The organism is Prosthecodimorpha hirschii (genome assembly GCF_001305515.1).
GTDB lineage: Bacteria > Pseudomonadota > Alphaproteobacteria > Rhizobiales > Ancalomicrobiaceae > Prosthecodimorpha > Prosthecodimorpha hirschii.
The window spans coordinates 4,658,046-4,671,994 of sequence record NZ_LJYW01000001.1; the positions used below are offsets into that span (position 1 = coordinate 4,658,046).

Annotated in this window: 12 protein-coding genes and 1 pseudogene; 9 read left to right on the plus strand and 4 right to left on the minus strand. The window is 68.9% G+C overall.

Annotated features, from left to right (window positions below; all coding sequences use genetic code 11):
* The first annotated feature begins 67 nt into the window (after positions 1-67).
* Positions 68-1,429, plus strand: a complete 1,362-nt coding sequence (locus ABB55_RS20485; RefSeq protein ID WP_083464161.1) for a DUF3422 family protein — start codon at positions 68-70, stop codon at positions 1,427-1,429.
* An 87-nt stretch (positions 1,430-1,516) separates the two neighbouring features.
* Here the strand turns inward: ABB55_RS20485 and ABB55_RS20490 are convergent, their stop codons facing one another.
* Entirely contained in the window at positions 1,517-1,918 is a 402-nt protein-coding gene (locus ABB55_RS20490) for a c-type cytochrome (RefSeq protein WP_054360466.1), read from the minus strand.
* A gap of 284 nt (positions 1,919-2,202) precedes the next feature.
* The gene (locus tag ABB55_RS20495; protein WP_083463796.1) at positions 2,203-3,219 is read right to left on the minus strand and encodes a LysR family transcriptional regulator; all 1,017 of its coding nucleotides are present in this window, start codon (positions 3,217-3,219) and stop codon (positions 2,203-2,205) included.
* 245 nt (positions 3,220-3,464) lie between these two features.
* Here ABB55_RS20495 and ABB55_RS20500 point away from each other — a divergent pair, with 245 nt between their 5' ends.
* From ABB55_RS20500 to ABB55_RS20515, 4 genes are all read left to right on the plus strand, one after another.
* Positions 3,465-4,961, plus strand: coding sequence for an FAD-linked oxidase C-terminal domain-containing protein (locus ABB55_RS20500; RefSeq protein ID WP_054360467.1), 1,497 nt, complete (start codon positions 3,465-3,467; stop codon positions 4,959-4,961).
* Positions 4,962-4,974: 13 nt separating this feature from the next.
* Positions 4,975-6,234, plus strand: coding sequence for an FAD-binding protein (locus ABB55_RS20505; protein WP_054362201.1), 1,260 nt, complete (start codon positions 4,975-4,977; stop codon positions 6,232-6,234).
* Between the two features lie 10 nt (positions 6,235-6,244).
* Positions 6,245-7,588, plus strand: coding sequence for a glycolate oxidase subunit GlcF (gene glcF, locus ABB55_RS20510; RefSeq protein WP_054360468.1), 1,344 nt, complete (start codon positions 6,245-6,247; stop codon positions 7,586-7,588).
* Positions 7,589-7,920: 332 nt separating this feature from the next.
* On the plus strand, positions 7,921-8,289 hold the full coding sequence (locus tag ABB55_RS20515) for a hypothetical protein (RefSeq protein WP_054360469.1): 369 nt from the start codon (positions 7,921-7,923) through the stop codon (positions 8,287-8,289).
* Between the two features lie 63 nt (positions 8,290-8,352).
* Here the strand turns inward: ABB55_RS20515 and ABB55_RS20520 are convergent, their stop codons facing one another.
* Positions 8,353-8,766 carry a hypothetical protein gene (locus ABB55_RS20520; RefSeq protein WP_152982122.1) on the minus strand — a complete coding sequence of 138 codons (414 nt, stop codon included), beginning with the start codon at positions 8,764-8,766 and terminating at the stop codon, positions 8,353-8,355.
* 406 nt (positions 8,767-9,172) lie between these two features.
* Here ABB55_RS20520 and aceB point away from each other — a divergent pair, with 406 nt between their 5' ends.
* The 4 genes and pseudogenes from aceB (at position 9,173) to ABB55_RS20535 (ending at position 12,534) form a co-directional block, all read left to right on the plus strand.
* On the plus strand, positions 9,173-10,783 hold the full coding sequence (aceB, locus tag ABB55_RS20525; protein WP_083463797.1) for a malate synthase A: 1,611 nt from the start codon (positions 9,173-9,175) through the stop codon (positions 10,781-10,783).
* A gap of 506 nt (positions 10,784-11,289) precedes the next feature.
* Positions 11,290-11,358 (plus strand): annotated as a pseudogene (locus tag ABB55_RS31155) (hypothetical protein); the annotation flags it as partial.
* Positions 11,359-11,422: 64 nt separating this feature from the next.
* Positions 11,423-11,893, plus strand: coding sequence for a DUF2189 domain-containing protein (locus tag ABB55_RS20530; RefSeq protein ID WP_276326425.1), 471 nt, complete (start codon positions 11,423-11,425; stop codon positions 11,891-11,893).
* 107 nt (positions 11,894-12,000) lie between these two features.
* Complete coding sequence (locus ABB55_RS20535) at positions 12,001-12,534, plus strand: GNAT family N-acetyltransferase (RefSeq protein ID WP_054360471.1); 534 nt, start codon at positions 12,001-12,003, stop codon at positions 12,532-12,534.
* 60 nt (positions 12,535-12,594) lie between these two features.
* On the opposite strand, the gene ABB55_RS20540 is transcribed toward ABB55_RS20535, so the two are convergent.
* Entirely contained in the window at positions 12,595-13,908 is a 1,314-nt protein-coding gene (locus tag ABB55_RS20540; protein WP_054360472.1) for a cation:proton antiporter, read from the minus strand.
* Positions 13,909-13,949 lie beyond the last annotated feature (41 nt).

Sequence of the window (13,949 nt, forward strand, 5' to 3'; positions counted from 1 at the left end):
TGGCGCGCGCGCCGCCGGGCGGGTAAACAGGGACGATCTCACCGCTCCAATTCAGGGAATGGCGCCGATGGAGACCGAAGCCGCATCGCTGCCGAACAGGGATCCGGATGTCCGGATCGCGGACGCCTGGTCCCCGGAAGCCCGGTCCTTCGAGCCGCATCCGCTGCGGGCCGAGATCCTCGGCGAGATCCATGCGCGCCCGTTCCGGCTGGTCAGCGCGCCGCGGGTTTTCTTGCATTACGCCTTCGAAGTCGTTCGAGGCGCCTCCAAACCGGACCGAATCGCTTTCAATGAATTGTGCCGTGCGCAGGGCCAGCCCGGCCCGGGGCCGGATGCCCGCCACCATGTCATCCCCTTCGGCACCGGCACGCTGAAATGGGAGCGGCATGCGGAATTCACGACCTACAGCTGGGACGGCCCGCTGCCCGAGGGGGCGGCGCCCTTCGCCGAGCGGCCGATCGCCCATCCGTTCGGCTCGGGCTTCGTGCCGCCGGGGCCGCTCCTGGTCGCGGTCCGGCTCGACCTGTTGCGGCTCGGTGGCGATGTCGAATCGGTCGCCCATCTGTTCGACCCCGCCAGCCTGTGCGTCTCCGACTGCTTCGGCGGCTCGGCCGTGGCGGTCACCGATTTCCGCCAGGACGGCGACGGGCGCACCCGCATCCTGGCGATCGATCGGGGCCTGAACGACCAGCAGGCCGGCGGGCTGGCGCAGCGGCTGCTGGAAATCGAGACCTACCGCACCATCGCGCTGCTCGGCCTGCCCGAGGCGCAGCGGATCGGCCCGGACATCCGCCGCATCGAGCGCGAACTGGCCGATATCGGCCACCGCATCCGATCGACCGACGGACTCGAGGCCAACCGCCTGCTCCTCTCCGACATCACCCGGCTGACCGCCGATCTGGAGGCCGGGGCGGCGGAGAGCTCCTACCGGTTCGGCGCCAGCCGCGCCTATGACGACATCGTCAAGGACCGGCTCGGCGCCATTCACGAGCACCATGTGCCCGGCTATGGCACCTGGTCGAGCTTCCTCGCCCGGCGCACCGGGCCGGCCATGCGCACCGTCCGGGCGACCCTGCAGCGGCAGGAGGACTTGTCGGAAAAGCTGAACCGGGCGGCACAGTTGCTGCGCACGCGGGTCGATATCGAGTTGGAGCAGCAGAACCGCGATCTGCTCGAATCCATGAACCGCCGCGCCCGCCAGCAGCTGCGCCTGCAGCAAACCGTCGAAGGGCTCTCGGTGGCGGCGGTCAGCTACTATGTGGTCGGGCTGATCGGCTACGTCTTCAAGGCGATGAAGGAAGCCGGCCGCCTGCCGGTCGACCCTGGCCTGGCGACGGGCCTCGCCGTGCCGGTGGTCCTGCTGGCGGTCGCCCTGGTCGTCCGCCGCATCCGCGCCGCTCATTCGGACGACGATCACACCGGGTCCTGATCGGATTTCGGTTCGTCTCCGGTCGCATCCGACATGAAAAAGCCGGGCCCCGCGGGACCCGGCTCGAATTTCGCCAAAGGCGAAAATTCACTTCTTCTTGCCGGAAGCGTCGAACTGCTTCAGATAGGCGATCACGTCCTTGACTTCCTCTTCCTTCTGGAGGCCGACGAAGGACATCTTGTTGCCCGGCAGGTAGGCCTTCGGATTGGAGACCCACTTGGAGATATGCTCTTCGGTCAGGATGGTGCCTTCCTCGTTGGCCTTCTTCAGCGCCGGAGAATAGGCGTAGCCTTCGACGGCGCCCATCTTGCGGCCGACGACGCCGTTCAGCTGCGGGCCGACCTTGTTGGTCGCGCCTTCGCCGATCGCGTGGCAGGCCTTGCACTTGTTGAAGACCTTCTCGCCGTTCGCGGCATCGCCGTCGTCGGCCTTGGCAACGGAGACGGCAGTCAGGAAGGCAGCGGCGGCGATGGCCAGGAATTTCGTCATAAGTTCGACTCCCATGAGGCGTTGGGTTCTCGGACACCCGGCCTGATCGCTCCCCGCCCGGAGTGCGATCGCCGGACCATTCATTCGGATCGCCTCCGCGGAGTCCGAGCCCGAAGGCCGGATGCCGCCGCGATCGCGTTCTCTCCCGACATTCAGCGTCCTATCCGAGACGACGAGCGATCGGAACAAGGAATTTAGTCCAATTCCTGTCCAGCGACATTTGGAAGCAGCGGGTTTGCCCCGATGGTTCCGAAAATGTGACCGGCAACCCGCCTGCCGCAAAGTCAGTTCGCCACCAAGCTTGCAACTGGCTGACCGACAAGGCGAATCGGTTCCTCCGAGCCACCCGGTCGTTCCGTGGCGGCAGCCTCGCCGCCGGCTCCGTTCGGCAGCAGCAGCGCGAGGCCCTGATCCCAGTAGGGCGAGGGTCCGTAGAGCTGGGCCAGGAAGTCGATGAACACGCGCACCTTGGCCGGCAGGAAGCGCCGGCTCGGATAGACCGCATGAACGCCGACATGGCGCGAGGCGCGGTAGTGCGGCATGACCAGCCGCAGCCGGCCGGCCGACAGGTCGGGACCCACGTCCCAGGTCGAGCGCAGCGCGATGCCGAGCCCGGCCAGCACCGATTCCCGCACCACCTCGCTGGAATTGGTCTGGATCGGCCCGACCGGCTTGACCATCACGATGCCCTCGGGACCCTCGAGCCGCCAATGGTCCTGCGGCGCGGCGGTCAGGCAGGCATGCTCGGCGAGATCGGCGATGGTGCGCGGCGTGCCGTGGCGTTCCAGATAGGACGGTGCGGCACAAAGCACGCGGTGGATCGGCGCCAGGCGGCGCGCGACGAGGCTCGAATCCGACAGTTCGGCGATCCGGATGGCCAGGTCGAAGCCGCCGCCGACGATGTCGACGAAATCGTCCGACAGGTCGAGATGGATGGCGAGGTCCGGATTCTGGACCAGGAACGGACCGAGATGCGGAGCGATGTGCAGCCGGCCGAAGGACGTCGGCGCCGACACCTTGAGGGTCCCGCGGGCCAGCGCCGAGCGACGCGACACGAAGGCTTCCGCCTCCTCGATCGAGGCCAGGATGGCGATGACGCGTTCATAGAAGCCGTGTCCGGCCTCGGTCAGCGAAATCTGGCGCGTGGTGCGCTGCAGCAGCCGCGTCCCGAGCCGGTCTTCCAGCCGGCGCAGGCGTTTCGAGACCACCGCGGGGGAAAGGCCCATCTCGCGGCCGGCGGCCGACATGCTGCCCGCCGTCACGACCCGGGCGAAGATTTCCATGTCCATGAAGTTGCTCATGGCGACCCCAATTCCATCGAATTCCGGCTTCGATCCCGCCTCGGGACCGGTTTGCCGTCTCGGCTTTCCGGTCGATATACGGGGGCGGCTCGGATTCGGACCAATCAAGCCTGAAAATGTCCCACGCCGACGACGACACGCGCGAAATCCGTCGCGCGGCGCCCTGCCGGCGCTTGTCCGAGCGTGCGATTGTCCCGTAGATAGGCATCTGGATGTGGTCAATTAAACAGACCATCGGAGGGGCCATGACCGCGCTGAGAATGCCCGAGCCGGATGCCGGCGTCTTCGCCCGGCGGGCCGAGATCGTTCGCAGGCTCGGCGAGATCGTGCCGGGCGAGGGCGTGATCGCCGACGCGCGCGGCCTGGCGCCCTACGAGTCCGACGGCGTCACCGTCTATGCCCAGGCGCCGCTGGTCGTCGTGCTGCCGGAGACCGTCGAGCAGGTCTCGAGGGTGCTCGCCTATTGCCACCAGGAGGGCATCAAGGTGGTGCCGCGCGGCGCCGGGACCTCGCTGTCCGGCGGCGCGCTGCCGCTCGCCGACGGCGTGCTGATGTCGATGATGAAGTTCAACCGGGTGCTGGACATCGACTTCCCGAACCGCTGCGCGGTCGTCCAGCCCGGCGTCACCAATCTCGGCATCACCCGCGCGGTCGAGCATGAAGGCTTCTATTACGCCCCCGATCCGTCCTCGCAGATCGCCTGCTCGATCGGCGGCAATGTCGCGGAGAATTCCGGCGGGGTGCATTGCCTGAAATACGGGCTGACCACCAACAACGTCCTCGGCGTCGAGATGGTGCTGATGGACGGCACGGTGCTGCGCATCGGCGGCAAGCATCTCGACAGCCCCGGCTACGACCTGATGGGCCTGATCGTCGGTTCCGAAGGCCTGCTCGGCGTCGTCACCGAAGTCACCGTGCGCATCCTGCGGGCTCCGGAGACCGCGCGCGCCGTGCTGGTCGGGTTCAATTCCAGCGAGGCGGGCGGCCAGACCGTCGCTGACATCATCGCGGCCGGCATCATTCCGGGCGGCATGGAGATGATGGACCGTCCGGCGATCCACGCGGCCGAGGACTTCGTCCATGCCGGCTATCCGCGCGATGCCGAGGCGCTGCTGATCGTCGAACTGGACGGGCCGGCCGCGGAGGTCTCGCACCTGATCGAGCGCGTCGCCGAGATCGCGCGCGGCAACGGCTGCGTCGACCTGCGCGTCTCCAATTCCGATGCCGAGCGGCTGGTCTTCTGGGCCGGGCGCAAGGCCGCCTTCCCGGCGGTCGGCCGCATCTCGCCCGACTATCTGTGCATGGACGGCACCATTCCGCGCAAGGAACTGCCGCATGTGCTCGCCCGCATGCGCGCGATGGGCGAACACTACGGCTTGCGCTGCGCCAACGTCTTCCATGCCGGCGACGGCAACCTGCATCCGCTGATCCTGTTCGATGCCAACGTTCCCGGCGAACTCGACAAGGCCGAGGCCTTCGGCGCCGACATCCTGCGGCTCTGCGTCGAGGTCGGCGGCTGCCTGACCGGCGAGCACGGCGTCGGGGTGGAAAAGCGCGACCTGATGCCGGCGATGTTCGACGAGATCGATCTCGCCCATCAGATCCGGGTGAAATGCGCCTTCGACCCGAAACAGCTGCTCAATCCGGGCAAGGTCTTCCCGCAACTGCACCGCTGCGCCGAACTTGGCCGGCTGCATGTCCAGCGCGGCGCCCTGCCGCATCCCGACATTCCCCGCTTCTGAAGGCATGCCGCCGATGGCCGAGACCTATGCCCCGCGCGACGCCGACGAGACCCGGGCCTTCCTGGCCTGGGCGATGGCCGAGGAGAAGCCCGTCGAGGTGATCGGCCAGGGCTCCAAGCGTGCGATCGGACGACCGGTGCAGGCCGAACTGACGCTCGACCTGTCGGGACTTTCCGGCATCACGCTTTACGAGCCGGAGGAACTGGTGCTGTCGGCGCGCGCCGGCACGCCGGTCGCCGAGATCGAGGCGGCGGTTGCCGCCCGCGGCCAGGAACTGGCCTTCGAGCCGATGGACTACGGACCGGTTCTCGGAACCGCGCCGGGCCTGGGCACGATCGGTGGGCTGTTGGCGACCAATCTGGCCGGCCCGCGCCGCATCTCGAAGGGGGCGGCGCGCGACCATGTGCTCGGCATCAAGGCCGTGTCCGGCCGCGGCGAGGCCTTCAAGTCCGGGGGGCGGGTGGTCAAGAACGTCACCGGCTACGATCTCGCGCGCGGGCTTAGCGGGTCCTGGGGCACGCTCGCGGTCCTGACCGAGGTGACCTTCAAGGTGCTGCCGCGCGCCGAGGCCTGCGAGACGATCCTGCTGCCCGGCCTGGACGACCGGCGGGCGATCGCTGCCCTGGCGGCCGCCATGGGCTCCTCAACGGAAGTCTCCGGCGCCGCCCATCTGCCGGCCGACGCCGCGGTCGCGATCGGCGGTGCGGCCGGGGGGGCGGTCGGGCGCAACGGGCAATCGGCGACCATCGTCCGCCTCGAAGGCGTGCCGGTGTCGATCGCGCACCGGGCCGACAGTCTGTCGCGCCTGCTGGCGCCCTTCGGCCGGGTCGAGCGCCTGGGCGGTGCGGAGTCCGAACCGCTGTGGCGGGCGGTGCGCGATGTTGCGGCCTTCACGCCCGACAGGGCGCCGGGGACGGTGCTCTGGCGCGTCTCCGTCGCTCCCGGCGAAGGTCCGTCGGTCGTGGCGGCCATGGCCAAGGCGGTGCCGGGGAGCCGGGCCTATTACGATTGGCAGGGCGGGCTGGTCTGGCTCTGCCTGCCTGCGGCGCCCACGGGCACCGGTGCGGCGGTGCCGGAAGCCGGTGTGGGGCCGGTGCGCCGTGCCGTCGCGGCCGCCGGTGGCGGTCATGCGACCCTGATCCGGGCGGATGCCGCGACCCGCGCCGCCGTGCCGGTGTTCGAGCCGCAGCCCGCGCCGCTGGCCGCGCTCGCCGAACGCCTGAAGGCGCAGTTCGACCCGAAGGGCATTCTCAATCCCGGCCGGATGGCGTGAGGCGGAGCCGATGAAAACCAACTTCACCCCCGCCCAGCTTGCCGATCCGGGCGTCGCGGAAGCCGAGTCGATCCTGCGCAAATGCGTGCATTGCGGCTTCTGCACCGCGACCTGTCCGACCTTCGCGCTGCTCGGCGACGAACTCGACAGCCCGCGCGGCCGCATCTACCTGATCAAGGAGATGCTGGAGAACGACCGGCCGGCCGATGCCGAGACGGTGAAGCATGTCGACCGCTGCCTGTCGTGCCTGTCCTGCATGACGACCTGTCCGTCGGGCGTGAACTACATGCACCTGGTCGATCACGCCCGCGCCCATATCGAGAAGACCTGGAAGCGGCCGCTGGCCGAACGGATGCTGCGCGGCGTGCTCGCGACCGTGCTGCCGACACGGACCGGATTCCGGGCCGCCCTGCTCGCCGCCTTCTATGCCAAGCCCTTTGCCGGTCTCTTGAAATTCATCCCCGGCATCGGCCCGAAGCTCGCCGCCATGCTGGCCCTGGCGCCCTCGCGCATGGCCGGCCGTTCGGCGGCGGAGGCGCCCGGCGTGCATGGCGCGTCGGGTGTGCGGCGGGCCCGGGTCGCGCTCCTGACCGGCTGCGCCCAGCCGGTGCTGAAGCCCGGCATCAACGAGGCGACCATCCGCCTTTTGACCCGGCTCGGCGTCGAGGTGGTGGTGCCGAAGGGCGAGGGCTGCTGCGGCGCGCTGGTCCATCACATGGGGCAGGACGAGCGCTCCCATGCCCAAGCCGCGCGCAATATCGAAGCCTGGTGGCGGGAGACGCGGGAGGGCGGCGGCGCCGGCCTCGATGCGATCGTGATCACGGCCTCGGGCTGCGGCACGACCGTCAAGGATTACGGCTTCATGTTCCGCAACGATCCGGTCTGGAAGGACAAGGCGGCGGCGGTCTCGGCGCTGGCCAAGGATGTCAGCGAGCTTCTGGTCGGGCTCGATCTGCCGGCCCGCGCGCCGAACGGGATCGTGGTCGCCTACCATTCGGCCTGTTCGATGCAGCACGGCCAGAAGATCCGCACCGAGCCGAAAACCCTGCTGCAGACGGCCGGCTTCACGGTCCGCGACGTGCCGGAGGGCCATCTCTGCTGCGGTTCGGCCGGCACCTACAACATTCTGCAGCCCGAGATCGCGACCCGCCTGCGCGACCGCAAGGTCGCCAATATCGAGAAGACCGCGCCGGACCTGATCGCCACCGGCAATATCGGCTGCATGACCCAGATCGCCGGCGGCACCGCAATCCCGATCGTCCACACCGTCGAACTGCTCGACTGGGTCCATGGCGGCCCACTGCCCGAGGCGCTGGACGGGCGCCTGCCGGTATCGGCCGCGGCGGCGGAATAGTCGCCGGGGCTCGAGCGGAGGGCGGCTCGGAGCCGCCTGGCGGCTCGATAACGCTTGGAAGGCCGGAAGCGCCGGGCGATCCGTAGGTGTTTGGTGTCTCGGAGCCACTCCGGCAGGTCGTCGCAGAGGGCAGGCCTGATGGTCCCCGCAGGGCGATGCGCGCGCCGTGGGGGGAGGGATCCAGGCTGCCGGCCGGGCTCCCCGGGGCGGGGTGCCAAAGGCTTTGGGAGCATCAAATTCCTTTAGAATCCCGGCTCTTTGCGGGCCGATGCTAGCGTCTCTCATCGCATCCGAGCCGACGATATCGTCGCACTGCCGATGGAGAGCGCGTCATGACCGACGACCAGCAGGTCCAGCAGCTGATTTCCGATCTCGTGATCCGGTCTGCCGTACAGTTCGCGCAAGGCAAGGCGCGCGCCGACATCCTCGCCGCTCTGCAGTCCGACGGCTGTCCGCCGGATCTGGCGGCAGCGATCGCGAACCGGGGTCTGCAGATCAAGCGGCGCGAGTTCCGCATGCGCGGCCTCAAGGCGCTCGGCTTCGGTTGCGCGATGCTGGCGCTCGGTGCGGTCATCACCTTCGGCACCTACAGCGTCGCGGCTTCCGGCGGGGGCGGCGGCACCTATGTGGTGGCGACCGGCCTGTTCGGCATGGGTCTGGTCAGCATCGTGATGGGCGCCTGGCGCAGCGCGGTCGGCTGACCGCCCGCGCGAACGGCGAACGGGCCGCGCGATGCCGCGGCCCCGATCGTGCTCCCGGTCGGGCTATTGCAGGTTCGACCTGGCCGCAGCCGCCGGCTTCGGGCAGCGCAGCAGGGCATGGCGCGTCTCGCCCTGGCGGATCTCGATCCGGTCCCGGCCCTTGACGATCAGGCGGCCGGCGATCGCATCGGCCTCGCCCTCCGCCTCGCAGGTCTCGTCCATCCGATAGTCGCCGGCCTTCGTCTGGCGCAGGGCGTCGATCCGGCACGAGGCGGCGAAGAACTCGATCCGGTCGCGCGTGATCTCGACGCGGTCGTCATTGTCCGGCTTGGCGCAGGACGCCGCCTCGGTGGCCCAGAGCCCGGTCAGGGCCTCGGGCAGGCGGCCTTGGCCTGCCGAGGCCGGCAGGGCCTCCGCCGTGGCCAGAATGGCCGAAACCACGAAGAATATTTCAGGCGTGTTTCGAAGATGTTTCATGAGTATTTCTTGGTCATCCGGAGCATAAATTCATTGATGGATACTTAATGTTCCGAAGGATGACGGTCAATGGTCTGGTCGTCGAAATATTCGTGACCGCGCAATGCGGGCTGCACCGGTGGATGACGACGCCGCGCCGGTGGCGGTTCGACGCACCGTGCCGCCGGTGAAGGGTCGACGGCTTCCCGAAGCCGGCGTCGGCCGCGGCGTCTCGGGGCCCGCCTCGACATTTTGGACCGATTGAAACGGCTTCCGGAACCGGATTATTTCCCTGGTGGAAAAAGTGATGGATCGAGCGATGTCGTTTACGGCGGGGCTCGATGAATTATTGTCATGCCCAGACAGGCGCGCGGCGATCGGCCGCGCCAAGACCTGCTTTGCTTGCCGCTGACGAGGAGACCTTGCCATGACTGCCGCCGATATGGTTCCGCCCGCCGTCCAGGGTGTCGTCGTGACGGGCCTCATCGGCCCGCGCTACAGCGAGATCCTGACCGCCGACGCGCTCGCCTTCGTGGCCGGGCTGCACCGCCGCTTCGACGCCCGCCGGCTCGAACTGCTCGCCGCGCGTGCCGCCCGCCAGGCCCGTTTCGATGCCGGCGAGCTGCCCGACTTCCTGCCCGAGACCGCCGCGATCCGCGCCGGCGACTGGCGCGTCGCCCCGGCCCCGGCCGATCTGACCGACCGGCGCGTCGAGATCACCGGCCCGGTCGACCGCAAGATGATCGTCAACGCGCTGAACTCCGGCGCCAACGTGTTCATGGGCGATTTCGAGGATGCGACCTGCCCGACCTGGGCGAACCTCCTCGACGGCCAGCTGAACCTGAAGGACCGCTGGGCCGGCGCGATCGATTTCGTCGACGCCCGCAACGGCAAGACCTATGCGCTGAAGTCCGATCCGGCCGTGCTGATCATCCGTCCGCGCGGCTGGCACCTGCCGGAAAGCCATGTGACTGTCGACGGCGCGACCCTGTCGGGCGCCCTGTTCGATTTCGGCCTCTATGCCTTCCACTGCGCCAAGGCGTCCCTCGCGGCCGGCTCCGGCCCCTATTTCTATCTGCCGAAGATGGAGAGCCATCTGGAGGCGCGGCTCTGGAACGATGTCTTCGCCCATGCCGAGACGACCCTCGGCCTGCCGGCGGCCTCGATCCGCTGCACGGTGCTGATCGAGACCCTGCCGGCGGCCTTCGAGATGGACGAGATCCTCTACGAGCTGCGCGAGCGGATCACCGGCCTCAACTGCGGCCGCTGGGACTACATCTTCTCCTTCATCAAGACGCTGCGCGCGCATCGGGACTGTCTGCTGCCCGACCGCGCCAAGGTGGTGATGGGCAAGGCCTTCCTGGGCAACTATGCCGAACTCCTGGTCCGCACCTGCCATCGCCGCGGCGCCTTCGCGATGGGCGGCATGGCGGCGCAGATCCCGATCAAGAACGATCCGGAGCGCAACGCCGCCGCGCTCGCCAAGGTCAAGGCCGACAAGGAGCGCGAGGCGCGCGAGGGTCATGACGGCACCTGGGTCGCCCATCCGGATCTCGTCGGGGTCGCCAAGGCGGTGTTCGACGAGAAGATGCCGGCCCCGAATCAGCTCGGCTTCATGCCGGCCGACCGCGCCATCGGTCGCGACGATCTCCTCGCCATCCACGAGGGCACCCGCACCGAGGCCGGCCTGCGCGAGAATATCCGCGTCGGCGTGCAGTATGTCGAAGCCTGGCTCGGCGGCCGCGGCGCGGTGCCGATCTACAACCTGATGGAGGATGCGGCGACCGCGGAGATCAGCCGCACGCAGATCTGGCAGTGGCTGCATTTCGGCGCGACGCTGGAGGACGGCCGCACGGTCGACGAGGCGCTGTTCCGGACCTGCCTGGCGGAAGAGATGGAGCGGGTGCGCGGCGAACTCGGGGCGGAAGCCTACGATGCCGGTCGCTTCCCGCAGGCGATCGCGCTGTTCGAGCAGCTGATCCTGTCCGACCGCCTGGAGGCCTTCCTGACGCTGCCGGCCTATCGCCTGGTCGCCTGAGGCGATCGCCGATCCCGACCCCTGAAGCCGGTCCTGTGGATATCCATCCCCTGACCGAACCTGCTTTGCCCGGACCCAGTGGTTCGATCGAGACGGATGGTCCCCATCCGTCTCGTGAATCCGAACCACTCACTCTTTGACCACTACGGCCGAACCGCCCGGCCCGGGCATTTTCTTGCCGCCGCCCGGTCCATCACGCTTTGCTGATGCAAGAGCGTTGCAATCGGCCCGTGACGTGCCATCCTGTCGCAGAAAACCGTCCGGGCGAGGCGGAGGCAAGATTGCCAGGAGAGGAAATCATGAGCGACATGACCGCCGGCCATCTGGCCGGCCCCGATCTGTCGGCACCGAGCCGTCGCAACGATCCCGTCGTCCGCACCGTGACGGTCGACGACATCTCGCTCGCGCTGGCGGCAGGTCTGCGGGACTTCCGCGCGGCGCCGATGTTCGGGCTGGTCTTCGCCGGCTTCTACGTGGTCGGCGGCATCCTGCTGACCCTGGTCAGCATGGAACTCGATCTGGTCTTCCTGGCCTATCCGCTCGCCGCCGGCTTCGCCATCGTGGCGCCGCTGGTCGCCGTCGGGCTCTACGAGGTCAGCCGGCTCCTGGAGCCGGGGCGAGACGCCGACCTGGTCGGCGGTGCTGGCTGCGGTGCCGCATCACGGCGCGCGCGAACTCGGCTACATGGCGCTGGTCGCGGTGTTCGGCCTGATCGTCTGGGTCTACAGCGCCGGCTTCCTCTATGCGGTCTTCTTCGGCCTGCACGGCTTCGAATTCTCGCAGATCGTCTCGACCGTGGTGTCGACGCCGCGCGGGATCGCCTTCTTCCTGCTCGGCAACGTGGTCGGCGCGGTGATCGCGCTCGGCCTGTTCTCGGTCAGCGTCGTCTCCTACCCGATGCTGCTCGACCGGGAGGTCGATTTCGTCACCGCCATGATCACCTCGATCCGGGTCGTGCTGGCCAATCCGGGCCCGATGATAGGCTGGGGCATCTTCATCGGCACATTGCTGGGTGTCGCGATCCTGCCGGGCTTCATCGGCCTCTTCGTGGTATTGCCGATGCTCGGACATGCCACCTGGCACGTCTACCGGAAGGCCGTCGCGCCCTGACCGGCAGAGGCCGGCCCGCCCTCGCGGCGGGTCGGATCGAGCCCGACCTTCCGGTGCGCTCCCGAGCGATCGGCCTCTGGCCGATCGCGACCAGCCCCGGAAGACCAATGCACGTAGCAGACTTCACGATCCGCCCGGCGGAGCCCCGCGACCTTCCCGGCATCCTGGCCATCTACGCCCTCGCGGTGGAGACCGGCCTCGCCTCCTTCGAACTGGCGGCCCCCGATCTCGACGAAATGACCCGACGCCACGCGGCCATCGTGGGCGCGGGTTTTCCGTATCTGGTCGCCGAGCGCGACGGCGCCGTGCTCGGCTACAGCTATGCCGGCCCCTACCGGCCGCGCCCGGCCTACCGCTTCACGGTCGAGAATTCGGTCTATGTCGCCGAAGCCGCACGCGGCCGGGGCGTCGGCCGGGCGCTGATCGCGGCGCTGATCGAGGCCTGCGCGGCGCGCGGCGTCCGCCAGATGGTGGCGGTGATCGGCGACAGCGCCAACGACGCCTCGATCCGCCTGCATGCCTCCGCGGGCTTCGAGCATGCCGGCCTGATGCGGTCGGTCGGCTTCAAGTTCGGCCGCTGGGTCGACAGCGTCCTGATGCAGCGGCCGATCGGCGCGGGCGACACGGCCCTGCCGGGATAGGACCCCCGCCGGCTCCGAATGGCCGGCCCCGGCGGGAACGATCGGGCGACCGTGCCGCCGTCAGGCCGTCTGGGCCGAAGGGTTCGCCGCCGGCCGCCGCCCCGACCCGTGCACGGCATCGCCGAAGCGCGCCATGATCAGCCGGACCAGCGGCATGGTCAGGGCGGTGGAGGCGAGCGCCATGACGACGGCGGCCGAGAAGGTCGTCTGGCTGACCACCTGTTCCTTGGCGAAGATGGTCATCACCACGATGGCCATCAGGCCCTTGGTCTGCAGAAGCGAGCCGGCCGCCAGCCCGAAGGCCCAGGTCTCGCCGACCGCGCGTGCCGCCAGCATGGTGCCGGCGACGCGGCCGACCGTGCAGGCCAGGAAGCCGACGCCGAACAGGGTCCAGACCACCGGATCGGCGAAGTCGAAGCTGGTGTTGAGGCCGGTGTTCAGGAAGAAGAAGGGCATCAGCACCAGTTGGGTCGGCTGGTCGAGTTTGGCGGCGGCGAATTCGCGGATGCGCTCGGGCAGGAAGATGCCGGCCATGAAGGCGCCGATGACCGGGTGCAGGCCGGCGACGGCCGTGATCGTGCCCGACAGGAAGATGGTGATGCCGATCACGCTGAGGATCACCCGCTCGGCCGCGCCGACGGCGAGCAGATGCTCGAAATAGCGCGTCGCGCCGTGGCGCAGGAATAGGTAGTTGAGCCCGGCACCGCCGACCGCGACGGCCAGCGCCTCGCCGATGCCGGTGCCCTTGGCGAAGGGCAGGATCAGGGCGATCGAGGCCCAGGAGACCACGTCGCCGACGCCGGCCGAGGCGAGCGCCACCTGGCCGACGCGCGCCCGCATCAGGCCGAGTTCGCGCGTCAGGATGACCAGGATCGGCAGCGCGGGAATCGCCACCGCCAGCGCGAAGGCGGCGGCGAACAGGACGAGGCTCGGATTGCGGCCGGTCGCGCAGGACAGCTGCTCCGGACTGGCGCATGGATAGCCCCGCGCCACGAAATAGCCGGCCACGGCACCGATCGCCGCCGTGAAGGCCATGCCGCCGAGCGAGATGGCGACGACGCTGCGGCCGGCATGGGCGATCTGCTCGCGGTCGGCATCGGTGCCGGCGATGAAGCCGAACAGGGTCACGGCGACCAGCGCCAGCCCCTGCACGCCGCCGGTCAGCTCCTTGCCGAACAGCGCCTTGAAGCCGTCCGGGTCGAGCGCGCCGAAGACCGAGGGACCGAGCAGCACGCCGGCCAGGATCTGGATGACGGCGAGCGGCAGGATGCGGTTGCCGCGGAACAGGTGCCAGAGAACGAAGGGCACCAGCACGACGACCGCGCCTTGCGGGATGATGATGTACTTCTTGAAATTGAGCGCCAGCTCTTCCATGCCGAAGTCCCCCGCCGGACCCGAGTGACGGTCCCATGGCG